We start from the raw sequence: 24,308 nt of genomic DNA, 5'->3' as shown, positions 1-24,308 counted from the left end.
GTTGCTAATTGTTGAAAAGATATCAAGATTGCCAAAATCTTAAGTCTTTGCCTTGCGGACTTCGTATTTGTACAACTAGAATTTAGTCTGACTCATCTTGCACCATTTTTTAAACCGATCGCTTGTTGTAGATCACATAATTATTAGACTTTAGCAGCTAATACGCTTCTAGCAATATCGCAATCTGCCTGAATTTGAGTTTTGAGAGCTTCCAGAGAAGCGAATTTTTGTTCGGGTCGCAAAAACTCTACCAAACTCGCGCTCAAGGTTTTACCGTACAAATCCCCAGACCAATCTAACAGGTGAACTTCCACAGTGGGTTGCAGGCCGTCTACTGTCGGGCGGCAGCCAACATTCATCACCCCATTGACAAAAGATAAATTTGATGATTTGCCGGTAATTAGAGATTTGGGATTCTCCCGCTGATAGGAAGAACTTTCCTCTTTCATCTTTTCCCATCCATGCTTCAGCGAGACTCGCACCGCATACACGCCAAAACGTGGCAAAAATTTTTCCGGCGGCAGTTCGATATTAGCAGTAGGAAATCCGATCGTCCTACCCAGCCGCTGTCCCCCAACCACAGTCCCGACTAAACTGTAAGGTCGCCCCAGCAACTGATTCGCTCTTGTGAGGTCGCCGGATGCCAGACCTTGGCGGATTGCAGAACTGCTGATCCGATCGCCCTCACCGCAATTGTGCAGGGGTACAAGAGCAACATCAATACCGTAACCCGACGCGATCGACTGCAAATCCACAGCCGTCCCAGCGCGTCCCCGTCCAAACCGAAAATCAACCCCCACACTAATTCGACTCGCTTGCAGTTGCCGCACCAGAATTTCCTCGACAAACTCACAAGCAGTCAAAGCCGCCAATTCTCGATCGAACGGCAGCAGAACAAGTTGCTCGACGCCCATTGCTGCGAGCAATTCTACCTTTTCTGCCAGAGGCGTCAGAAGTTTTTTCGGTTGACCCGTAAAAAATTCTTGCGGGTGCGGATCGAATGTCACCACAGTGCTGTAAAGTCGATCGACCCCATCAGAATCGATCCCAGAAAGGCTGTTGCCCTCTGCCCTAGGGCCTATCAAACCATCGAAATTATGGTGGCTGTCGGCTCGATCCGGCGGTGCTGCTGAGTCATTGTCGCAGGTCGCCGGATATTCAGTTTCCCAATTTTGATCTGTGCCAACGTTTGAGCGCAAGTTTTGCCCCGACGCAAAAACCGTCGCAGAATTTTGCCCAGGCGATCGATTTAAAATTGGCTGCACGACTTGTCGATGCCCTAGGTGCAAACCATCAAAGTTTCCCAAGGCAACAGAAGTTGGAGTCAGAGCAGCGGTACAAGAAGAAGTTACCCACACGCTTAAAATTTTGACATACTTAGCCAGATTGCGATCGCCAGTCGATTTTAGATTTTAGATTTTAGATTTTAGATTTGACTCCACAGATAAATCTGGAAGGTTGAACTTTGGTCTAAACTTTTTGGTTTTCCACCACTTAAGCCGGGGGCTTGTATCCGTCTCTGAGGTCAGCCCTAACTTAAATTTGAGATTTCCGACCTCAAGATTTCAGAACCATCGGGCAATCTCAAATCCATCAGACAGGCACTTGAGGCGCTTGCACCGACACTTCAGACAAATCGTTATCAGGAGGCAGCAATTGTAACGACAAACCTTCCCGCGCCATCAAACTATTCGGGAACCTTTGAGCCACTTGTTCTCCCACCCTGTCTAAAAACTCGTCATTGTGCAGCGGGTCGTGGTGAAAAATCACCAACTTTTTGACATTAGCAGCCTTTGCCACCTTCACCGCTTCCTGCCAAGTCGAATGTCCCCAGCCGACCTTGCTACTCTTCTCCGCATAATACTCCTCATCGGTATAAGTAGCGTCGTAAATCAGCACCTCAGCATCTTGAGCCAAAGACAGCACATTTTCGTCTAAACGATCGGGAAAATGTTCGGTATCAGTCACGTAAGCAGCCGAATACCCCCGCCAGTTTACGCGGTAGCCTATAGCTTCACCGGGATGGTTCAGCAAAGCAGTTTCCACCTTAATCTCTCCGAGTTCCAGCGGTTTGCCCACTTCTATATCGTTAAATTTCAGGTCTGCCCCCATAATTTGCAGGGGTACCGGAAAATTGGGGTGCAGCATCTGGTCGTGCAGGCGCTGCTGGATAGTAGCCTTATTAGGAGCAATAGCCCCATAGATGTGAAAGCAGTTCCCAGGAATAAAAGCTGGGACAAAAAATGGGAATCCTTGAATGTGATCCCAGTGAGAGTGAGTAAAAAACATATGAGCTTTTACGGGCATCTGGGACAGGAGAGTTTGTCCCAAAACCCGCAATCCAGTACCGCCATCGAAAATTAGGCGACTGTCACCCACTCGCATTTCTACACAGGGCGTGTTGCCCCCGTAACGTACTGTTTCGGCTCCGGGAGACGCTATGCTACCTCTAACGCCCCAGAAGTGAACCGTGAATTGGTTGTGCATACTAGACATGGGTTTTCTTGCAAGATTGTTCCGGCGAGTTGGCGAGTTATCGATAAGGTGTTTACATATTACTAAGGGCTTTACCATCAAACCCAAGCTCTTTGATGGTCGAGTTCCCCACTTGTTGGAAGTGCCAAGAGTCTCGCTCATCGCGAGAATGTAAAAATGTTGGGCTTGACAACTGAGCAATAAATTACAAGGTAGACTAATGAAGTCTCGATCGTAACTATTCTTTTCGTCTCTTCACTAGCCTAACCTCCACAGACACACTTTGGGGCATCAGTTCTGTCTGAGTTTGGTCAAAAGCCGCTGTTTCTCCCGCCTCCGCACTTGCCGAACCGGATTGCGCGGTCGGTTGCTTGCCTTGCTGCTTTACCGGTTGGAACCCGGATGATGACCTTGCTCAACTCCCATTGATTCAAAAATCTTAGCAGTTTAAGAATGCTCCTGCTAATTATCCAACAATACTGTCTGTGTCTGGATTCTCGGCCCGCCCGGAGGCTGCGGTTCGTCCCGCTAGCGGTCAAGCTGAACCCAGCCTCATCTGACACCGGGGTAGCAGCGAGAGTCCGGGCCTGCGGGCAAAGGGCTAAATTTTCGTCGTGCATTTCTTGGCGGACGAATTGAATCACTCAAAATTCCCCTATTTTCGGAAATTAAAAAATTTCGATTTTTTGCCATCATGCCAACTCCGATCGCCATTCTGTCTCAAGAGTGATGCTGAAATATTCCCTGTTAACCTGTAGTGCTTTTCTCAACAATCTTCAATAGCTCTATTGTTGGTAAGGATTTCTCGGAATTCGGCGCAGTTGTGGTATTCGCCACAGGGTTGAATTTCCGGTATCATAGAAGCTTAGACTCTTGTTTGCCGAGAATCTAAATCAGTGCTAAAAAAGCCTGAATAACTTTAAGTTATTTTTCAAAAAAGTCAGTATGAATCAAGTTAAAAAAACTACAACCAAGCTGAATAGATCGCCTGTGAAAGTGTCCGATCGCACTTTGGAACTCGGTAATCTTCCCTTGAGCGACCTGTCTTTAGAAATAACTGATGGTCAAGCTTTGAGAGAATTTAGTTCGGACGATCGCCCGCCGGCAACCCCAACAGTCACAGGCCGCACTGCCGAAACAAGACGCCGGAGGGTAGATGGCAAGACCTCCTGGACCCGATCGCCTGTGGTTTCTACTGCTCTTCTCAAGTGGCTGCTAGAGCATTTGACTCGATCAAAAGGTTGGCTGGCAGTTGTCACCCTGGCAGCAGTTTGGGGGTGGTGGAACAGTCAGTTACTGTTTTCGACAGGCCTGGGGATAGCAGCGATGATGGTAGTTTACCGAGGGCAGTCGTGGGACTGGCAATTGCTGCGGGCAAAAGGCGAGCAATTTTGGGAGGGCCCGAACCGTCGGTTCGTTTTAGCCGTCGGCACCGGCGGCATTGCTACCTTGGGCGCTTACATGAGTTTGGCAATTTGGGCGGACTCCGAGAGCCCCTGGATGGCTTTGAGCCTAATTTTGCAGAATTTGGGTACGATCGCAATTGCAGGGGTGTTGCTGCGGCAAGGGTTGAGCCTGGGGGCAGCAAAAGATGAAGTGGCGCTCGATCGCATCTTGGCGGATTTGACTGATGCTGACCCCGTAAAGCGTTTGATTGCTGTGCGGCAAATGACCGATTTGGTGAATCAGGGTGGGTTTGGTCCTGTGAGCTCTGTCAAAAGTTCGATTGCCCGTTCCCGCGCTGCCGAGTGCTTTCGCCTGATGCTGAGTCGGGAACCAGAAGCTGTAGTCCGCAATGCCCTTCTCGAAGGTTTGCAGACTTGGGACACTACTTATGGCATGGCTTTAAAATCCAAACATCAAGTCATCGACTATTAGCTGACCGTCAAAAGCGTAAAAAGTAATTTTATGAATATTCGGAGCTTTTACGCGCAGGGGAGCCCTAGGGGCGATCGGAGAATTAGACCCGACCAGATTGGGCGCCGGCATTTCATCCTGAACAATTGGGTTGCCGTCAATGTCACAAGCAGATAAAACAGTTCGTCGCGAACTGGTGACAAGTCCTGACACCCAGCGAACTGGATACTTAAAAGTTACTTCTATCAGTCCGCTTTTGGGGGCCCCCATTAACACTGTTGCCCCAGAACCCGTGACAAATGCTGGATTTGAAGGTTGGATGGCAACGGCATTGCTAAAAGTCACCCCCCAATGTGCAAACTGGTGTTCTACTACTTCAAAACATTTCAAGTCTTCTAAAGCTACGCGGACTATCGCAGGTACCGTGGCGCGCGATCGCACATCCGAACCTGCGCCTGAGCGTTCTGGAGTGGCGACAAAAGACTTTTTGCCGTTTAAATCCATGCTTCGACAGGCTGTGTCAAATTCTGCCAACCCGTCAGATTGAAGACTTTTCGCATCAACCATAAAACCCTCGCGATCCCTTTTTCTGAGCAGTTGCATTTTAGTAGACCTCCCTGAGATTAGTTGTTTCTTGTGTTTTGGAATTGATAACGGCGAGATCCGTGATTGCCAAACCTGCAATTAGGAATCGAAACCCCATCGCCCGCCCTCCAACAAAGACTTTCGACCTCAAAAGCCACTGCTCCGCAAAATATCGTGATTAATGATTTGTGATTGGCGAGCGTCGGCAAACCTGCCGCCTGCCTGAAAGCGAGTTCTAATAGTCCTCCTTTCCGAGCGCCTGCTTTCCCGGTTGGCGAACAGACTCTATTTTGTTGAGGGGTCTTACCCATCATTTTGCTATTATCTCCGATCGGCGCTAGTTTGCAACGGTAAGGATAACTACACAGCCGAATTGCCCAAATCGCAAAACTTACTTGCTGTCTGTAGTTTCACGCTTCACCTGTACTAAAATAGATTTAAATCATTACTCAATCTTTACAAAAACGCCACCATCTTTGCAAGTTTTTTAAACAAAGACGGGGCAACGGAAAAGAATCTAAAATATAACAGCGATTAAGGTTAGTTTATGCTTGTACCCCTCGGCTTCGGTCAGCGATCAATAGTTACTTCTCTCGGCAGAATGGTTTACTACACTGCTGAAAAAATGCCTTGGATGGGGTTGCCGACCTCAACTTCGGAAAATCAACCAAACTTAGTATTTTTTCACGGTTTTGGCGGCGGGTCGAGTGCCTACGAATGGTCGAAAGTTTATCCGGCTTTTGCTGCAGAATATCGAATTTTAGCACCGGATTTAATCGGTTGGGGGCGATCGGAACATCCGGCAAGAAATTATCAGGTTGAAGATTATATCACAACTTTGATCGAATTTCTAGAAAAAACTTGCGGCAGTCCGACAGAGGTGATTGCTTCTTCGCTGACAGGGGCGATCGCGATTCGAGCGGCGATCGCACGGCCGGATCTCTTCAAATCCCTAATTTTGACCATACCCAGCGGTTTGTCGGACTTCGGACAAGATTACGGCACAAGTTTCTTCGCTAAGCTAGTCAACACGCCGATTTTAGATCGCTTGCTCTACAGTACCGGAATCGCCACAGACGGCGGCATCCGTAGCTTCCTAGAACAACGCCAATTTGCCGATTCGCGTCGCGTTTACCAAGAAATTGTTGATGCTTACCTCCAATCTGCTTTGGAACCCAATGCAGAATATGCCGCCCTGTCTTTTGTGCGGGGAGATTTGTGCTTTGATTTGTCGCTGTACATCACTCAGCTAACAACGCCGACAGCGATTATTTGGGGAGAAAAATCGCAGTTTACCGGGCCCGATATCGGCCAGCGGTTGGCAAATCTCAACCCCGAAGCAATCAAAGTTTTTCAACCTCTGGAAAACGTAGGTTTGACTCCGCAGTTAGAAATTCCGGCTGTCACGATTGGCTTAATTCGGCAATACTTAAAATTGCTTTCGGAAGGGTAAAGAAGGAAGAAGGAAGAAGGAAGAAGGAAGAAGGAAGGAAGAAGGAAGGAAGAAGGAAGAAGAAGGAAGAAGGAAGAAGGAATATGAATTCCCTCTTCCCCCTTCCCTATTAGCAATGACTAATGACTACTGACTAATGACTAATGACTACTAATTATTCTTTTACTCGCACGTCGATAACGCTGGCGTTGAAAATGTACTTGTTGCCTTCAAGCTCTAGCGTAGTGCCTATTTTGACTTTCGTATTACCTAAAACCGGGCCATTTTCAGTAAGTTGACCTTTTCCCTCTAAGGTAAACATCATATTTTTGCTGAAGGCTTCTTCTTCTCTGGGATCTGGGAGAGCTTTCACAGTGCCGTTGGGCTGAGGAACTGCTAGGGTTCTGGTGAGAGTTTTGACAGATTTGATGGTAATCTGACCGGAGGGTTGATTGCGGATCACCACATTGATTTTATCACCTGGTTTGAACAAATCTTGAACGTTTGTTCCTTTGAGACCGATCGCAATTGCATCAATTTCTACAGGTTTGATACTGGTGCCGACTTGGGCGACGGAACCGCCAGAAGTGCCGGGAAAGAAGAAGATTCCGACTGCAACTAGCAGTACGATCAGAGCGGCAGCTACGTCTAGAATGCTGAGTTTGCCGAACAGCCGGCCTTGAGAATCCAAAATTTTCATAATCGCCTATTATACTGATAGCGACAGGAGTATGTTTACAAGCTCAGGACTTACACAGACATCGATGAAAAACAGATGCTGCTATTGCTGAGCTACCGCTGGCAATGACATACTTTATTGATGCATAAGTCCTGAAGCTAAAAGATATTACCACAACGATCGCCCAAAATCCGCATGACTGGGGCACTTAACCCAGAAGGCAGTTGACGGCGGTTCGTGGGCCTTGGGCTCGATCGCCCAGAAGCTGGTGGGGCGGTGAAAAATTGGCAAAAAGCTAGAATAGCAACTAAGCAGCCTCAAATTGCGTCTGCCTATTGAGTGACTTTTCGAGTTTTTCCTCAAATTTTATCTAACTTCTCCCACGTATCAATCATGTTAAAAAGTTTTTGGTTGACTTGCCGGCGTACTTGTGGCCGGGGGATTTATCTGTTTCTGTCCCTGATTGTGGCTGCGGGTATCTGGGTGCTTTCCCCCGAACCGACGCAAGCATTTTCTTTGCCTGAACTAATTTTTCGGGGCATTCAAGTTATTCAATTGTCGAATATGTCCGATCGCCAAGAGGTGACTATTGGCAGACAAATTAATCAGCAGTTAACGAACAGCGAGTTTAAGATTGACCGCGATCGGGACACTACAGAATATATCAACCGCATCGGTCAACGACTCGCTCAAGAAAGCACTCGCCCAAATATTCCTTATACTTTTCAAGTGATTGACGACGACACGATTAATGCTTTTGCAACTATGGGCGGTTTTGTTTATGTGAATAAAGGTTTGATGACGGCGGCGGACAATGAGGCAGAATTGGCAAGTGTGATCGCCCACGAAATCGCTCACATTAATGCTCGCCACGCGATTAAACAAATGCGTCAAATGGCCATAGCTTCAGGCGTAGCTTCCGCCACTGGGCTCGATCGATCTCAGGCGGTTCAGATTGGGGTGGAATTGGCTTTGCGGCGCCCCCACAGTCGCCAAGCTGAGTATGAAGCAGATCAGTTGGGATTGCAAACTATGGGGCGAGCGGGCTACGCTCAATCTGGGATGGTTGATTTTATGAAAAAGTTGCTCAATAAGCCTTCTCCTCCGAGCATTTTGAGCACTCACCCAGCAACTGGCGATCGCATTGCTGCTATTTCACAGGCGATAGACCCGGAGCTCGCTAGCGGTGAAGGTTTGGATAATGAGGATTACAGGCTAGAAATCCGCAGACTTTTAGGTTCGTAGCAAAGGTAAATCTGTCAGGCACTCTCTTCTTTTAGACCTCTTTCAGAAATAGCTGGGACGGGCTCTCCGGCCCATCCCACAAAAAGTTTTTTCTATTGTGAGATGGGCCGGAGAGCCCGTCCGAAACTTTGCATAAAAGGACTTTTGCAAGAAGTATTTTCTCTTCTCTTCCCTTCTCTTTTCTTACTTCGCGATCTTCGCGTCTTCGCGGTTCCTTAAAAAATAAATCCAGTTACTAGGGTACGTCAGAAGCAAGTTAATTTCGATTTAATTGATCAAACTTAAGCTGACATACCCTACAACTACAAATTGATTTAACACTGCTGTTGAACAACAGAATCGATCGCAGGTTCCGGGGGTGCAATCGGCTGCGGCTTCAATTGCCTGACAACTTCGTCAAACGGCAAAATTCGGACTTGATGGTTAAATACATTTACTTGATAAACTCTGCGGTAGCTGAGGTCAAATCCTGTCAGCCAGCCGCTTTTGGGATGATAAGCACCCGTGTCAATATCCAACCACCCTTCGCCCCTGACTAATTCGCCCGGTCTGACTCCCTGAAAGGTAAAGGTGATCGTGTGACCGGTGATAATTAATTTATTGGGAAAATAGGGTTTCGACATGGTGTGAAATTCCCTGCGAATCCAACAGAGTTGTTCGATCGACTGTTCATCGATCGACAGATGGGGGTCAACGCCGGCGTGAACCAGCCAGATGTCCCCTAAATCCAGGTGCGTGGGGAGCGATCGCAGCCACTCTAAGTGTTTATACGGCATCATCCCTGTATCTCTGTAGCTGGCTACTGTCGCATCGCCGCCGCTGTAGAGCCAAGATTGCCACGCTCGCATATCCATCGGCGTCCCCGACAAAGCCTCCAGCATCAGTTGTTCGTGGTTTCCCAACAGAGTTTGGTAGGGGCTTTGCTGCACAAAATCTAATACCTGAGCGCTTTTGGGGCCACGATCAATTAAATCTCCCAAAAAATAGACGCGATCGTCCAAGCCGGGGGCAAGTGCCTCTAGCAGGGTCATTAAGCCGTCGTAATGCCCGTGTACGTCCCCGATAACAATGCGCCGGTGCTCCATTGTGTTTATCCGCTTCCCTGACTCAAAAGCCCCATCTCTAGCTTATAGCATCTGATTTTGCTGCTATTTGCCTCCCCTCTTTTACGGTGGAGGGGTGTCACCCATTATACTGCTTTTTATAAAGATTCTGTAAAGCTCACCAGTAGCTGTTTGCGTAGCTACTGATAGAAAAACAGGCAAGCTGTTAATTGTGCTTCTGCAACTGCTGTTACTGAGGCCAAGCTTTAAGTTATTTCACGCTTTAAAGTGCATCAGCGATTAGCCGACCGATTAAGTCGAAAATAATCCTAGCTGACACACCCTAAAATACGATCGAGCCTTAACGATGGTCACTGAGTCAAAGCTTTGAGGAATGTCTGGAGTTCGGCCAAAAAACCTTTCTTTTTTAGGGGTTTTGCAGGTGTGGTGGAGTCAGGATCGGCGCTTGGGAGAGAACCTGCTAAAATCCGCTCTAAATCGTCTCCGACAGGTTTTTGGGCGGTTTCAGAAATTAGTTCGTATTCGTCGTTTGTTTCCAGCCAGACTTGCCACGATTGGGGGTAGCAGCGGAATAAAGCAGCAGTGTCTAGGGGTCTGATATAGTAGCAGGATTCAATTTTGCTGAGGAATCGATCGCGCAATTGGCGGCCCGCATAGCCTATACCTATGGTGGCAACATCTTCCAAGCGCGGGTTGAGTAGAATTACAGGGCGACCGGCCGCAGCTATATAAATTTTTTCGACTTGGGCAACTTCTACGGCTGCTGGATTGATCAAAAGGAAAAGTTGATCTTCCGGTGATATTTTATCTTCAACAGGGGTGCGACTGCTACCCAAATCAGTGACTTTAAACGGTGTTTCTCCCCAGTCGCGACGCGCGAGGGCTGCCGCACCGGTGTCGGGAAAAAAGACTTTTACTCCGGGGTAGATTTCCTCAAATTCTGGGAGAAATTGTAGGGTGATAGACTGTGCTTGCAGGGCGATTTCTGGAAATACTAATTCGACTTGCAGTAGAGTTTTACCGTCCGAGAGGGCAGCGGCGGTGGCAATGCGGGATTGGGCGATCGCCTCGTTGAGATCCTTGGGCAGTTCTGTCATTATTCTAATTGTTTTTACTCGACTTCTCTCTATCTAATTTTACCTGAAATATTGCACCATTCTCAATTACCTATTTAGGAACAGGCAAGATGCCTGTTCCACAAGAAAATTCACTCTTTGTGGAACAGGCATCTTGCCTGTTCTTGAGCATGGTGCAAGATGTAAATTTTACCGTCTCAAGCAACAAAAGCTAACACCGACACGGGCGAACCGGAACCTCCCACAAGGCGCAAGATTCCGATAACTAAAGTGATTTCCTCCGCAGGTAACAAGTCGAGATTTGCTAGATTTTCCAGCACTATTCGCTGCTTTTCCAATACCAATTTGTTAACCGCAAAACTTTCATCTCGCCCGGTATCGACTCCGTGAGTGTCGGTTCCAATTCCCGCGATAAAGCGTTCTTCTAGCAAAAATTGAGTTGCTGCTTTGCCAAATCCGGGAAAGTGGCAAATCCCGCGATCGTCTCGGTTGAAAAATGCTCCATCGTTATCCCATTTTTCTTGCCAGCCAGTATACAATAAAACTAGATTTCCCGGTTCTATAAGTTTGTGCTGCCGTTCCCAAGTCAATATATCATCAATTGTTAAAGTGTAGTCGGGATTGGCAAGACTTTGCTCTCGGATGTCGATCGCAATTGCCGGCACAACTAGCGACTGCGGCGAATAACTATCAATGCTGGCGCCTCCTGCATAAAAGCTGTTGGGTGCGTTGATGTGAGTTCCGCTGTGTTCTCCCATTGAGAATTTTCGCAGGAAATAGCCGTGTTTTTCTATTTGAGATACAGTTTCAAATTCTGCCGCCGGATCTCCCGGCCAAATGGGGATATTTGGGTGAATTGCATGGGTTAAGTCTACAATTGTGCTATAGGCGATCGTTTTGAGATTATTTAAGTTTAATTGGTTTGTCATATCGTTGGCGATTGTTTTTGAAGTATTTAACCGCAGAGGGCGCAGAGGGCGCAGAGTTAGAGAAGAGAGGGATGGATAATTCGGATACGAATGGATTTGATATCATTAGGTAAAGTAGATTGATTATTTATTAGACATGGTTGATTTTTTGACCGTCTGCACTCTAAATCTAAAATCTAAAATCTAAAATCTAAAATTGGATTAGTCGATCGAGCGTTGCTTCCATCACATCTTTTGTTTGCCCGGAAACAGTATACACCAAAGCTTCTCGATAAACTCTTCCGGCAGGATGTACCGCACCGTTAGCAGCACCGCTAGAAACTGCAACCGCAGCGTGCCCGCAACGCACCGCTAAATCAATGGCTTGAGCTCGCAGCGCTAATTGTTCTGCTTTCGAGCTATGTTGAGATTGTGGGAAACTCTGTTTTAGCCGATCGAGCTTTTGCTCTAGTTTTTGGCAAGCCGCCACTATAAAAGGTGAATTCTTAGCAGCCGCCGCTGCTGCAATTACATCCAATCCGGCTCGAATACAGCCAAAAGTAGTCGGAACAAAATTCAGTATATTTTTGGTGTCGTTTTCCGAAATCCAGCCGACAGGTTTAACTGAAATTATTTCCGATTCATGCAGCAACCAATTATCTAGAGTTGCTGTCACCGTATTAGTCGAGTTCATGGCGATTAACTGCATGATTTCGCTACAAGCTATTTTACCATATTCGCCTTCAATATTGGCAAAAGGCACTAAACCGAAAACAGCGCGTTCGTCAGGAAGTACCGCCGCTACAATAAACTTTTGAAACAAGCCAAAACCTGTTACCCAAGGAACTTTTCCTGACAGTAAATAGCCCGCTTTTGTGGGAGTTGCGGTGACGGCCGGATTGCCCGATCGCCTCAAATGCGAAAACCCAATACCCAAGCGTAACTCTTTTTGGGCGATCGCGGGCAAGTATCTGCTTTTTAGCATTTCATTGTCGCTGTTGGCAAGCATCGCAGTGGCGCTGTGGTGCTGAGTTTGCAGGAAAGACAATGCGCCGGAATATCGAGCCGTCAATTCCTGATATTGGTAAAAAATCTCCGGTGCAATTTCCGCACCGCCCCATTTTTGGGGAACTCGCAATGCTAAGAGCGATCGATCTTCCAATCCCGCAACTGCAGTTTTTAGCGCTTCCGAGTCGCTGTCGATAATTTCCGCGTGGGGTGAAACGCACTTTTGTAGGTAAGTTTCTGTGCTGTTGAGAATATCTTGAAAATCCATTTTTTATAATTATTTTATAGCAGAGTTAGGGACACGGCACTGCCGTGTCCCTACTTATTTCCTCACATTGTGCACCCTGATCAAGAACAGGCAAGATGCCTGTTCCACAACCAATAAATTCTATCTATTGTGGAAGGGGCCGGAGAGCCCGTTCATAAAAGGCTGACTGAGAATGAAACAACTAACTCATTGCCACACTTTCCAAGGAGCCTTCCCTTCATCCCAAAGCTCGTTTAAATACTTGTACTCTCGAAAAGTATCCATCGCAAAGAAGAAGCCATCATGACGGTAAGCCATCAACTGTCCCTCTGCCGCCAAACGCTGCATCGGCTCCTGTTCTAAAATACAATCATCTTCCCCCAAATACTCAAATACCCGGCGGTTAAATATCATATATCCAACACTAATCCAGCCGTCGATTTGAGGTTTCTCAGTAAATTGTACTACGCGGCTATCGCTGTCTACATCCAAAATTCCAAAGCGAGAAATCGGGCGAAATGTAGTGACAGTTGCCAGCTTACCGTGAGACTTGTGAAAATCCATCAAGGCCTCAATATCGACATCAGCTACTCCATCGCCGTATGTCACCATGAAATTCTCGCGATCGATATATTTTTCGATCCGTTTTACCCGCCCACCCGTCATACTTGCCGCGCCAGTTTCAGCCAGTGTCACCTTAAAATCTTGTTCGAGATGTTCCTCGTGATAAGTGATGGTATTTTGCCGTCCCAGACAGATAGTAAAGTCATTGTTCATGGCTTCATAATTAAGGAAATATTCTTTAATCATGTTGCCGCGATAGCCCAAGCACACAATAAAGTTTTGGAAACCATAGTGTGCATAGATTTTCATGATGTGCCAAATAATCGGATGGCCGCCCACCTCAACTAAGGGTTTGGGACGAAATTCTGTTTCTTCTCTGAGACGAGTACCGAGACCACCTGCTAGGATAACTACTTGCATTTTTTTAATTTTTAAAAGATGATCAATTAATTTATCATCAATCATCAGTGATTTATTCAAAGAATTATTAACGTTTTCTCATATTTAGTGAAGCTTTGTAAACCACAGAAATCACAAACTATTCTTAATAATCATAGGGTGGGCGCCCAGCACCCTCTATTTACCTCTATTTATGAATAATCCTAGGGTGCGCGCGGAGAACCATGTATTTAAATACTGCGCGCAATTTCTACCTAACAGTAGGGCGCGCACTGCACATCGTATATTTAAATGCTGCGCGCAATTTCTAACTTACGAATGGTAGATTAGGAAATAGACAAAAAAAGCCAACACTTCTACTAAATATAAGGAAGAAATTAAACAGCCATGAAAAATCAACTCGATCGCCTAAAAAAGTTTTTAGGTATCTTATGCGCGATCGCCTCCATAATTATATTATTCCAATCGGCTATATCTGGTGTTTACGCCACGGTTGTTGCACAGGAAGGCTCAACAATACCACAAACCACCATAGCTTTTGTTCCCAACATACCGGGCGGCGGATTAGACTTTCACGAATCAGCAGGAGGACACACTTTAGAGAGACACGTTGGTAAAACAGAAGCACAACTAGCACAGCGACTCGCAAGCGAAACGAGAATTTCTGCCGCATCTTCTTTTACTGACCGTTCCGTGGCCGAAGCAGCTATTGCAGAAGCAATGAACAGAAATCAAAGTGCGATCGACTCCTGGGTGAAAAGTCGAGGCAATCGTTATACGATCGACTACAATGCCAACAGAATAATTGGCATTACTCTGCGTCGCCGCGCATCCAAAGCAACTTCAACATCTCGCCTGAGAATCGTCCTCCAGCGCAGCGCCAAATTACCTCCCGGATACTTTATTCTCACCGCCTATCCCCAATGATCAATCAATTTCCTCATTTAACCCAATTTTTCAGTTCCTACTTTCACCAAGACTGGCCGTTAGAAGCTGGCACTCCCAGCGATGTAGTGAACAACTACCGCAGCAGCGAACCGCGCCCAAGTGTTGAAGCTGCATCGCAAGAACTCAGCAAACTGCTCGAAATGCCGATCGCCCCAGCCGATTTAGAAGCATTCATCCTCGATGAATTAGGGTGTTACTACGACCCACAATCCGAAAATCAAACAGTCCGAGAGTGGTTGGAATCTGTGCAAAAATCTTTGAATAATCCTAGATAAAATCTATATATTTGTAAGGACACGGCAGTGTCCATTGGTGTCAAATTAAGCTTTTCGTCCGCTAGTCCTCGCGCCTACCCGCTAGTCCGCCAGGGAATGAATTCCCTGTCTAATAGCCAAAGTCCTCCTCAGAAACTCAATCTAACTGCAGAGGTTTAGCAACGAGCTCAAACCCAAGAGATTGAGCAGTTTTCTCCAGCTTGGAGACGATCCGTTGTCGGTATTTATGTTCGTAATAATCGCCACCCGCATCGACATAAGCAGTTTTTGTACTAAGCGAGGTGGTAAAAGATGCGGGCTAGCTTGTGGGCAGCGGCGGTATTAGCGCTAACGGCACCCAATCTCGATCGCAAGCGACGATAAAAAGCCCCCAAAGCTGATTGAGAGCGAGATAAAGATTGAGCAGCTAAACGGAAGGCATTGGCAGCCCGATTAACTACTCGACGGGTGTGAGAACTTTTGACCTTACCGCCAGTAATTTTTGTAGAAGGACACAACCCTAACCAGGAACAAAAGTGCTTAACTGTGGGGAAACGAGTAGCATCTAATCCGACTTCGGATAACAGGGTTTGTACTGTGAGGGCGTCAAAACCAGGAATTTGGGTAAAATCTACCCCACTAATTCGATATAAATGGTTGCGTAAATTAAAAGTGGGTTCATGACCTCTGGGCTTTCTTTTACCGCGTTTGGGAGGAGTTGGTGGGGGATTGTTTTCTTCGGAAGCAAAGCTGGCTAAATATCGCTCAATCTCAACATCACAGCTAGCAATTTGTCCTTGATAGATGTCATAGAGTTGTAACTCTTGTTTTAACACAAATATATGCTCAGCTCGATAGTCTCCTGTCAAGGCTTTAGCAATATCGGCGGTACTACTTTTAATCCGAGAATTTTTCAAGCCAGCTAAGACTTGAGGGTTCCTTTCTCCAGCTACAATGGCGCGGATAATTGCCATCCCTGTAACTCCTGTGATGTCACTGATGACTTTATTTAGTTGCAGATTCATTTGAGTTAATGCTTTCTGCATCCGCAGTAGGTGGGTGCTACCGCTTTTGATTAAGTTATCGCGATGGCGAATGTAACTACGTAGAACACAAATTTGGTCATCAGGGCGAAAGGAACCGGACAATAAACCGTAGGTATGTAGCTGTTGCAACCACTGACAATCCAAAACATCGGTTTTTCGACCCGGTACGGTTTTGACGTGATGGGCATTCACCAGTTTGACTTCGATACCCCTTTCTTCGAGAATTTGAAAAGCTGGTATCCAATAAACTCCTGTAGATTCCATCGCGATCGTGTCTACTCGACATTCCAATAACCAAGATGCCATCTCGATTAAGTCGGGGGTAAAACAACTAAATTTACGTACATTCTGTGGCGTTCGATCGGGTGGAACGCAAACCCAATGTTCAGCAGAACCAATATCTATGCCTGCGGCATTTGGGTTAATCTGTGTGAAATTCGACATTTCACCCGCAACAGGTTTGTTTGTCTGGCGTCGGATCATTAGATGACTCCTTTTCGCGATCAAATTAGAAGGTGTCCCGAGCGGTGGGCGGATGTGATGTTATATTCTCCTCAACGGGATAGGGTAAAATTGCCCTTCACCAATGTCATAATCATCTGGCCCACGGCCATGCTCTAAATCAGGCTCACGCATCGCACCATTGACTTGTCGGTCTGACTCTCGGGACACAGGGATAATATATCCGATCGCTAGCAACTTTTGGGCGAGCGAAACTGTTTCTTTTCTTCATAACGGGCGTGCGACGCCCGTAGGATGCTCTAAAAGAGGACTGAATAATTCATTAGTCCTCTTTTAGAGGACTTTAGCTTTGAGGCAGGGGTTTCAACCCCTGTCGGACTATCGGTTTAACGTTAAGTTGACACCAATGGGCACTCCCGTGGCCCTACAATTTGTTCACAATTTAATAGGATAGCTAGCTCACTTGCTAACGGTCAATAAGTAGCCTTCGTGGACGTTGAAATTAGGGATAACATAAGCCAAGCTGCCACTACCCACCGAAAAACTTTCTTCTTTAACGGTGACAAGCTTTGGCACGGCTCCTTCTTGATTGTTGGGAATTTTTTCTAATTTTAGAGTGATTTTCTGACCTCTTTGAATACCTAGCTGCTCCAAATTGCCGAGGGTTAATGTTACCGTTGTTGCTGAGGAAAAATTGGGGTCGAAATAACCTAAAAGTATTTGTGCTTTACCTTCAGGATTTGACTTGCTGGCTAAAGCGACAAGGCGATTGTTATTTGACCAACTCTGCACCCGCGAATTAACTCCGTCAGCATAAGCTTTGTAAGCCCACCAAGCTGCTCTTGGCTCAAAGGTATTAGGCGTGACCATCCCACTCAGCGTATTGTTGAAGCAATTGCTAACTTTATTTGGCCCTTTACTCTCCCAACAAGCTCTGCAAGCACCGTCAGCTTTTGCATACTCTAAGTTATACAAATAACCTAAGATGTCCCCCGGCTGGTACTGCGCTAAGTTCCCGACAATTTCGTTGACGTAAATTTTTTGCAAGTTCAGTTCCTTGTAAGAGGGACTTTGCTGGAAATTACGTTTAGCATCAATTACATGATCGTCAACAAATAAGATCATTGTATCATTGAGTTCGTGCCAAGCTAGGAAATTTACTTCCAGTTTGTTCGCTTTGCAGTAATTCAAAAAAGCGGTCAGATATCCTTTGTTGTAGTTGGTAATGCTCGGCCCGCCAATTATTGCTGACGGCCCTAATTCTTCTCGCAAAATTTTGTAAGCTCTTTTGTAGGTTTCAAAGAATTGCTCTCTGCTTCCATTCCAAAACGGATTTTTTAAATCGGGTTCATTCCATACATCCCAAATAATTTTCTTGCCTTTATTTTGCTGGGCTAACTGTCGGATGAATGCTTCCCACGCAGGGTAGTTTTGATAGGGCCAGCCGTTGGGATTGCTACCGTAGCCCCACAAGTCGCTGACTACTAACTGAAACTCGGCTCCGCTGGCGATTACTCGATCGTAAATATCGAGTCTCCCCGCCCGCCAAAGTTTGGGCTGCAAGGGTTTAATAGAACTATCCGGCGGTTTTGCAGTGTCGATTCCGTGCAGGATGCCACTCATGGAAATTGTACCGGTGGCTGGCTTTCCAAAATCTACTGTAACGTTCGATCGAAGTTGGGCGATCGCTCTTGGCTGTCCCAAATAGGCTATTAACAGAACAGTGACAATAGCTAAACAAATTGGCAGCAGTTTATTAATCCGTGGGAACTTGAATGTAAATTGCATATCTTTTCTTTGGTTGATGTTTTGTGGAATGGGCATCTTGCCCGTTCCTAAGAATGCTGCAATAGCTCAGTTTTAACGAACCGATGAAAACACTTCAAAACCCTGTATTGATTCTATCACTTGTTGCCACGATCGGGAGTTGATCAGCTCGTTGGTATCGAAATTAACTCCTTTTTCCACAGCAAAAATACCAAAATTTTTCACCCAGTCAAAGATAGTTTCTGTGGTAAAATAAGGCGTGCAGGCCCAAGCCGATTGCAAATTACTCGCCATCTCGGACATATCTCCCCGATCGTAAGCCTCCCAAGCTTTCCACACTAAATAATAGTATTTTAGCAGGCTATCCACTTGCTGTAGCTGCTTTTTGAGTTTCGGACTAATAGAGAAACTGTCGCTCTCATCGTCACTTACAAAGGCCTGTTCAATTATTTCTCCATATTCCCGAAGCATCCGTTCTTCTTTGAATAGTTCTTGGGCTCGCGCTTTGCACGCTTGTCCTGCAAGTCGGCGCAAGTCGGGATTTTCTGCCCATATTTCCACCGTTTGTACCAACTCTTTTACTGTGCCTGCTGGGTCGATTGTAGGATCGGGGAGCAACTTTCCCGTGTCTCCCAGTTCTTCAGGAATTCCGCTGACTGCTGTGGCAATTACGGGCAATCCTTTCGCCATTGCTTCCATAATTGCTAGTGGCATTCCCTCAGCTTCCGAAGATAAAATAAAGATGTCGCTGGCGTCGAGCCAATCGGCAATATCCCAGCGCTGTCCTAAGAATTTAACCTGTTCTTCTACTCCCAATTTGCTCACAGTTGCTCTTAATTCAGGTTCCATATTGTCGTGAGTAGTAGACCCAGGTCCGGCCCAAACAAAGTAAATTTGGGGCCAAATTGGACGATTTTTTAATTGGGCGATCGCCTGCAATTGATACTGATATCCTTTAATGGGAGTCAATCTCGCCGCCGTAAAACAAACGATAGCATTTTCGGGGATTCCTTGTTCTTGACGCAGGCGTTGGCGAGTGGAAAGATTCGGCGGCTCAAAATAACTATTTGGTCTGCCATAATAGATTACTTTCCCCCGTTCTAGACGCGCTTTAAATAAACTTTGGAACAAGTTTAAATTCTCGTGGGAAACTGCTACTGCTGCTTTGGCTACCATGTACTGGTAGGCAACTGCATCGAAATAGGGAATTTGATCGCCGCGATCGAAGGTTTCATAATTGCGATTGATATAACCCAGACTGATTATGTACGGTATATTTTGCTCGATCGCAACTTGTTTAGCTGCAAAGTTAGCCATCGGCCAACCGTCACTAAATATAATTAAATCCGGTCGAGCTTGGGCGTAAATTTTTTGAGCATCATCCAAATTGTAAGCTATTCGCAAGAACTCTTTCATCGTGTCGAATTCGAGCCAAATATGTTCTATACCTAGCTGTTTTTGTTCAGTAATTAAAGGGTTAGAAGCTTGGCTTTGAACGCTAGTAACTCGGTAGCCATCGGCAGCTAATTTACACATCAGCGAGTGGTTAAACTGAGCCAATCCCCCGACTCCTGAGTCTTCTGTGTATAGCAGTACGTGCTTTGTGGGCGACCGAGAAGCTGAAGTGGAAGCCGATTGGAACTGATAAGGATTGTTAGCTGCGATCGCCACTATGTCTTGCCATTCCTGTAAATTGGTTAAGGCATAGGCATCAAAGTTGTCGCCGTACTGTTCCGAAACCCCCTTAAAAGTTTCCAGCCAATTAAAAACAGTTTCAGTGCCTGTCAAACGAGTGTAATACAGAGATTTTTCCAGACTTTCGACCATTTCTGGCAAATATCCGTCGCGGTACATCCGCCATGCTATCCATACTAAACACTTGTAACGTTCCGCGCGTTTCAAGTCGCGGATGTGCTGAGGTAAGTCTGGCCTTGCGAAAAATTGCTCCATCACTATTTCCGTATTTTTCATTAATTTGGAGCCGTTGGACATGATATTGTTGTCGTGCTGACGATAGCAGGTTAATATCTCTTTTAACCAAACTGACTTGCACCCCTTTAAAGCTAAACGTAGGACAAAATCTAAATCTTCGGTTGGCGGAAAGCGAGGATCGAAACCTCCCAAGCGTTCCCACCACTCGCGCCGCAGCATCATGGCGCTGGGACGCACTGATTTGTAGAAAACAAATGCTTCTAAATCTAATTTTGGTGCTTCTTCCCAAGGCTTTACTCCATAAATGGCTTCGTCCTTTTCACCAACGATAAACCAACCTGTTTGCACCATATCTAATGTGGGGTCAGCGTCAAAGCAAGCTACTTGTTTTTCTAGTTTTTCGGGCAAGAAGAAGTCGTCAGCATCTAAAAAAGCTAAAAATTCCCCTTTTGCTAACTTGCAAGCACTATTTCGAGCAATGGCTGCTCCTTGGTTATCTTGATAGATGTATTGAATTAAATCGAGGTAAGGTGCTAAAACTTGGCGAGTGTTATCAGTTGAACCGTCGTCTATGACGACAATTTCCCAGTTTTGACAAGTCTGGCTAAGAACACTCTCTATGGATTTGACAATGTAGCGCTCGCAGTTGTAAGTGGGGATGATGACGCTGACTCGCGCTGTTTTTTGGGGAAGTATGCTAACCATTAACTTTTTCCATTCTGGTAAGTTTCTTAAAGATTCAGTGTCGGGGTCAATTCCGTAAGATTTAGCAATTGCAGTCAGACGAGCAAGCCAATCAATTACTGTTTTCTCTGGCGAGTAAGGAGTATAAAGGAAAGATTTTTGGTAATACTCAACTGCTTGCACCGGATAGCCGCTGTAGTAAAGTTGCCATGACATCCATGTTATAATCTCATAAAAAGCAGGCTTTTCCAATTGACGGAGGTCCTCTGGCAAGTCCGATCGGGCGAATAAATTTTGCTTTAATTTAATAGCAAGATTTGCTTGTTTCAGCGCTCTCTGGATGGACACATTTTGCCCATGCTGCCGATAGCATACAGTCACTTGAGGCAACCAAGCAGCTTCGCAGCCCAATAGTGCTAAACGCAAGATTAAGTCGGCATCATCTACTGAATCATACTGAGAATCAAAGCCACCGACTCGTTCCAGCCACTGCCGCGAAAACATCATCGCGCTGGGAAGTAGGGGCATATAAACAATCCAGGTTTTTAAGTCTAGCTGAGGCAAGTATTCCCAGGGTGTTACATCGAAAATTCTTTCGCCTTGCTCTTTAACCATCCGCCAGCCACTATTAACAATTCCTAGTGATGGCTGAGCGTCAAATAACGCAACTTGTGCAGCTAACTTATCGGACAAGAAAAAGTCATCTTGATCTAAAAAAGCAATTAATTCACCTCGGGATTCCTCAATTCCTCGGTTGCGGGCTGCAGCTACTCCTTGGTTTTCCTGATAAACATAGCGAATTTTTTCAACATAAGGCTGCAATGCTTGGCGGGTGTCGTCGGTTGAGCCGTCGTCTATGACGATAATTTCCCAGTTTTTATAGGTTTGGCTGATGACGCTTTCTACCGCTTGCCCGATGTAGCGATCGCCATTATATGCTGGAATAATTACACTTACTCGCGGTGCCGGATTTGCTATTGACATGAATTTTATCGGTGATAAGGAAGGAAGAAGGAACTTCGGCAACGGATTCGCTCGACGGATGTAACGGAGGTCAGGCAAAAGGCAGAAGGCAGATGCAATTATACTGCTGACAGCAATCCCAATTTAAAATGTCAATCTATTACTTTAGCGTGTAGAAAATACAGGTTCAAGACCCTGTACGCCCTCGACCAATTCTTGCCATTCTGTGGAGCTTATCAGAGAATATGTATCTAAAGAATGCCCTTTTGCTGACGAAAAGTTGACAAAATATTCTACCCAGTTTAACAGCGTTTCTGTAGTCAAAAAAGGTGTGTACTTCAAAGATTCTTGAAGCGACTTCTGCATTCCACTTAGATCTTCTTGACAGTAAGCCTGCCAAGCATTCCATACTAAAGAGCTGTAGTTGACCAGGCTTTCTATTTTCGCCATTGACCTCAGCACCTTTTTTTGAGTAACAAATGGATCTGTTTGGCGATCATCGCAAAGTAAAGCTTTTTCGATCGCCTCCATCGACTCTGCCAACATCCGTTCCTCTTTAAACACTTTCTCGGCCCGCTGCTTGCAAGCTTGACCGATTTGATGCCGTAATTCTGGATTCATCGCCCAAGCTTCTACAGTTTTCGCCAATTCCCTCGCGGTTCCCTCTGGATCGGTATTCGGATCTGGCAATAATTTCCCAGTCTCGCCAAGCCCTTCAGGAATGCCGCCCACAGCCGTTGCAACTACGGGCAATCCCTTAGCCATCGCTTCCATAACTGCAAGGGAAGGCGCTGCATCTGCCACAGAAGTCAAAATGAATATGTCGCTAGCATCGAGCCAATCTAGGATATCCCAGCGCTGTCCGATCGCCTTCACGCGATCGCTCACCCCTAACTCTTCAATAGTTTCCCTCAATTCTATTTCTACATTGTCAGCGCTTCCCTCACCAGTTCCTGCCCAGACAAAATACAGTTTAGACCACACAGGAGACTGCTGCAACTGCTTGATTGCTTCAATCTGATATCGATGCCCTTTAATCGATGCCAATCGAGCAGAAGTGAAACAGACAATCGCATCTTCAGGAATTTCTATTTCTTGTCGCAGGCGTTGACGAACCGCAGCATTAGGAGGTGCAAAATATTCAGGAGAACGCCCCAAGTAAATCACTTGTCCTCGCTCTTTTGGCAACTTGAAATGTTGGCACAATAAATTCAGATGTTCGTAAGCGCCAACAATCACCGCTCTAGCTTGCAGGCAGTGGTATAGCACTCCTTCTACATAAGGCACTACATCCCCGCAGGCAAAAGTTGCGTGTTCTGGCATAACTAACCCGATCACCATCATGTATGGTATTCCCATTTCAATAACTACCTGTTTAGCTGCAAAATTGGAAAATGGCCAACCATCGCTAAAAATAATCAGATCCGGTTTATTACTAGCAAAAATCTCTTGTGCATCCTGAGTATTTCTTAACACCCGCTGTAAATCTTTATGGCCGCTAAAATCCAGCCACAAGTGTTCTATACCTAACTCTCGTTCTCGCTCAAGCAAGGGACTAGAATGTTTGGTTTGCACGCAAGTGACTCGATAGCCTAACAAGGCTAACTGACAGAGAATGGCATGATTGTACTGCGCTAAGCCTCCCACCCCCGGATCGTCGGTGTTGTAGAGTAGAATGTGGGCTTGCGCTTTTGAAGGTGTGGGAATAGAACTCTGTTGAGATTGGGGTGGATTAGTCATCACCATCTGAATTATCTCTTGCCATTCCGCTAACTTACTCAGCGAATAAGCATCAAACTTTTCACCGTATTCTTCAGAAGCTATCCTAAAAGTTTCCAGCCAATTCAAGACTGTTTTTGTGGGAGAAAAAGGCGTATATTGCAATGATTTTTCCAAACACTGGGCCATCTCTGCTAGATGACCGTCGCGGTACATCCGCCATGCCAGCCACTTGAAGCATAGATAGCGTTCCTGGTTTTTTAACTGGCGGATTGACTGAGGCAAATCAGGTCGATTGAAGAATTCTTTCATCAAAATTTCTGTATTCTTCATTAGCGGTAAACCGCTTGACATGATATTAGAATTGTGCTGGCGATAACAGGTAAGAATCTCTTCTAACCAAACTGCTTTGCACCCCTTTAAAGCTAAACGCAAGGCAAAGTCTAAATCTTCAGCCAAGGGAAAATTATCATTGAAACCTCCTAATTTTTCCCACCACTTTCGGCGCAGCATCATCGCACTCGGACGCACGCATTTAAATATAATAAAGCTTTCTAAATCTAATTTATGCGCTTGCTGCCAAGGCTTCATTTCAAAAATATCTTTCCCTGTTTCATCGACCATCAGCCAACCTGTCTGCACCATATCTAATGCGGGGTCAGCGTCAAAGCAAGCTAGTTGTTTCTCTAGCTTGGATGGTAGGAAATAGTCATCGGCATCTAGAAATGCCAAAAACTCGCCTTGCGCTAGTTGGCAAGCAATATTTCTGGCGGCTGCTACTCCTTGATTTTCCTGGTATATGTAGCGAATTCTGTCAAAATAAGGCTGCAATACTTGCTGCGTGCGATCTGTGGAACCATCGTCTACAACTATAATCTCCAAATTAGTAAAAGTTTGAGCTAGGGCGCTTTCAACCGCTTGCACGATGTAGCGAGCTCCATTGTATACAGGTATAATTACGCTGACTTGCGGTGTTTGAGTAGCTGTTGACATT

The 24,308-nt window shown here is 45.9% G+C and carries 18 protein-coding genes and 1 pseudogene; 5 read left to right on the top strand and 14 right to left on the bottom strand.

What is annotated here, in order from left to right:
* Positions 1-143: 143 nt before the first annotated feature.
* From QUA83_RS00345 to QUA83_RS00335, 3 genes are all read right to left on the bottom strand, one after another.
* Positions 144-1,358, bottom strand: a complete 1,215-nt coding sequence (locus QUA83_RS00345; RefSeq protein ID WP_333290823.1) for a bifunctional riboflavin kinase/FAD synthetase — start codon at positions 1,356-1,358, stop codon at positions 144-146.
* Between the two features lie 235 nt (positions 1,359-1,593).
* The gene (locus QUA83_RS00340) at positions 1,594-2,496 is read right to left on the bottom strand and encodes an MBL fold metallo-hydrolase (protein WP_333290822.1); all 903 of its coding nucleotides are present in this window, start codon (positions 2,494-2,496) and stop codon (positions 1,594-1,596) included.
* Between the two features lie 290 nt (positions 2,497-2,786).
* Positions 2,787-3,119: a hypothetical protein gene (locus QUA83_RS00335; RefSeq protein ID WP_333290821.1), complete on the bottom strand. Its 333-nt coding sequence runs from the start codon at positions 3,117-3,119 to the stop codon at positions 2,787-2,789.
* A 301-nt stretch (positions 3,120-3,420) separates the two neighbouring features.
* Between QUA83_RS00335 and QUA83_RS00330 the strand changes: the two genes are divergently transcribed.
* Entirely contained in the window at positions 3,421-4,353 is a 933-nt protein-coding gene (locus tag QUA83_RS00330; protein ID WP_333290820.1) for a hypothetical protein, read from the top strand.
* Here the strand turns inward: QUA83_RS00330 and QUA83_RS00325 are convergent.
* On the bottom strand, positions 4,321-4,899 hold the full coding sequence (locus QUA83_RS00325) for a hypothetical protein (protein WP_333290819.1): 579 nt from the start codon (positions 4,897-4,899) through the stop codon (positions 4,321-4,323). The genes QUA83_RS00330 and QUA83_RS00325 overlap by 33 nt on opposite strands.
* 565 nt (positions 4,900-5,464) lie before the next feature.
* Here QUA83_RS00325 and QUA83_RS00320 point away from each other — a divergent pair.
* Entirely contained in the window at positions 5,465-6,370 is a 906-nt protein-coding gene (locus QUA83_RS00320) for an alpha/beta hydrolase (RefSeq protein ID WP_333290818.1), read from the top strand.
* Positions 6,371-6,524: 154 nt separating this feature from the next.
* Here QUA83_RS00320 and QUA83_RS00315 read toward each other — a convergent pair whose 3' ends face one another.
* Entirely contained in the window at positions 6,525-7,049 is a 525-nt protein-coding gene (locus QUA83_RS00315) for a DUF4330 domain-containing protein (RefSeq protein WP_333290817.1), read from the bottom strand.
* 372 nt (positions 7,050-7,421) lie between these two features.
* On the opposite strand from QUA83_RS00315, the gene QUA83_RS00310 reads away from it, so the two are divergent.
* Positions 7,422-8,273: a M48 family metallopeptidase gene (locus tag QUA83_RS00310; protein ID WP_333290816.1), complete on the top strand. Its 852-nt coding sequence runs from the start codon at positions 7,422-7,424 to the stop codon at positions 8,271-8,273.
* Positions 8,274-8,587: 314 nt separating this feature from the next.
* Here QUA83_RS00310 and QUA83_RS00305 read toward each other — a convergent pair whose 3' ends face one another.
* From QUA83_RS00305 to rfbF, 5 genes are all read right to left on the bottom strand, one after another.
* Positions 8,588-9,358, bottom strand: coding sequence for a metallophosphoesterase family protein (locus QUA83_RS00305; RefSeq protein ID WP_333290815.1), 771 nt, complete (start codon positions 9,356-9,358; stop codon positions 8,588-8,590).
* 329 nt (positions 9,359-9,687) lie between these two features.
* Positions 9,688-10,434 (bottom strand): DUF1995 family protein, encoded by a 747-nt coding sequence (locus QUA83_RS00300; protein ID WP_333290814.1) that lies wholly within the window; start codon positions 10,432-10,434, stop codon positions 9,688-9,690.
* A 176-nt stretch (positions 10,435-10,610) separates the two neighbouring features.
* On the bottom strand, positions 10,611-11,342 hold the full coding sequence (locus tag QUA83_RS00295) for a cyclase family protein (protein ID WP_333290813.1): 732 nt from the start codon (positions 11,340-11,342) through the stop codon (positions 10,611-10,613).
* A 190-nt stretch (positions 11,343-11,532) separates the two neighbouring features.
* Complete coding sequence (locus QUA83_RS00290) at positions 11,533-12,597, bottom strand: acyl-CoA dehydrogenase family protein (RefSeq protein ID WP_333290812.1); 1,065 nt, start codon at positions 12,595-12,597, stop codon at positions 11,533-11,535.
* Positions 12,598-12,783: 186 nt separating this feature from the next.
* A complete protein-coding gene (gene rfbF / locus QUA83_RS00285; RefSeq protein WP_333290811.1) occupies positions 12,784-13,560 on the bottom strand; it encodes a glucose-1-phosphate cytidylyltransferase in 777 nt (258 codons plus the stop codon).
* A 366-nt stretch (positions 13,561-13,926) separates the two neighbouring features.
* On the opposite strand from rfbF, the gene QUA83_RS00280 reads away from it, so the two are divergent.
* Complete coding sequence (locus tag QUA83_RS00280) at positions 13,927-14,466, top strand: RNase A-like domain-containing protein (protein WP_333290810.1); 540 nt, start codon at positions 13,927-13,929, stop codon at positions 14,464-14,466.
* The gene (locus tag QUA83_RS00275; protein ID WP_333290809.1) at positions 14,463-14,762 is read left to right on the top strand and encodes a contact-dependent growth inhibition system immunity protein; all 300 of its coding nucleotides are present in this window, start codon (positions 14,463-14,465) and stop codon (positions 14,760-14,762) included. The genes QUA83_RS00280 and QUA83_RS00275 overlap by 4 nt, the downstream gene beginning before the upstream one ends.
* 136 nt (positions 14,763-14,898) lie before the next feature.
* Here QUA83_RS00275 and QUA83_RS00270 read toward each other — a convergent pair.
* From QUA83_RS00270 to QUA83_RS00255, 4 genes and pseudogenes are all read right to left on the bottom strand, one after another.
* A pseudogene (locus tag QUA83_RS00270) lies at positions 14,899-16,231 on the bottom strand (IS110 family transposase).
* Between the two features lie 477 nt (positions 16,232-16,708).
* Positions 16,709-18,073, bottom strand: a complete 1,365-nt coding sequence (locus tag QUA83_RS00265) for a GH39 family glycosyl hydrolase (RefSeq protein ID WP_333290808.1) — start codon at positions 18,071-18,073, stop codon at positions 16,709-16,711.
* A gap of 36 nt (positions 18,074-18,109) precedes the next feature.
* Positions 18,110-21,616 carry a glycosyltransferase gene (locus QUA83_RS00260; protein WP_333290807.1) on the bottom strand — a complete coding sequence of 1,169 codons (3,507 nt, stop codon included), beginning with the start codon at positions 21,614-21,616 and terminating at the stop codon, positions 18,110-18,112.
* A gap of 144 nt (positions 21,617-21,760) precedes the next feature.
* Positions 21,761-24,307 (bottom strand): glycosyltransferase, encoded by a 2,547-nt coding sequence (locus QUA83_RS00255; protein ID WP_333290806.1) that lies wholly within the window; start codon positions 24,305-24,307, stop codon positions 21,761-21,763.
* Between the last annotated feature and the right edge of the window lies 1 nt (position 24,308).

Source organism: Microcoleus sp. K1-B1 (assembly GCF_036704705.1).
In the GTDB taxonomy this organism is placed as follows: Bacteria; Cyanobacteriota; Cyanobacteriia; order Cyanobacteriales; family Microcoleaceae; genus Microcoleus.
This window is presented reverse-complemented; position numbering and strand designations above follow the sequence as displayed.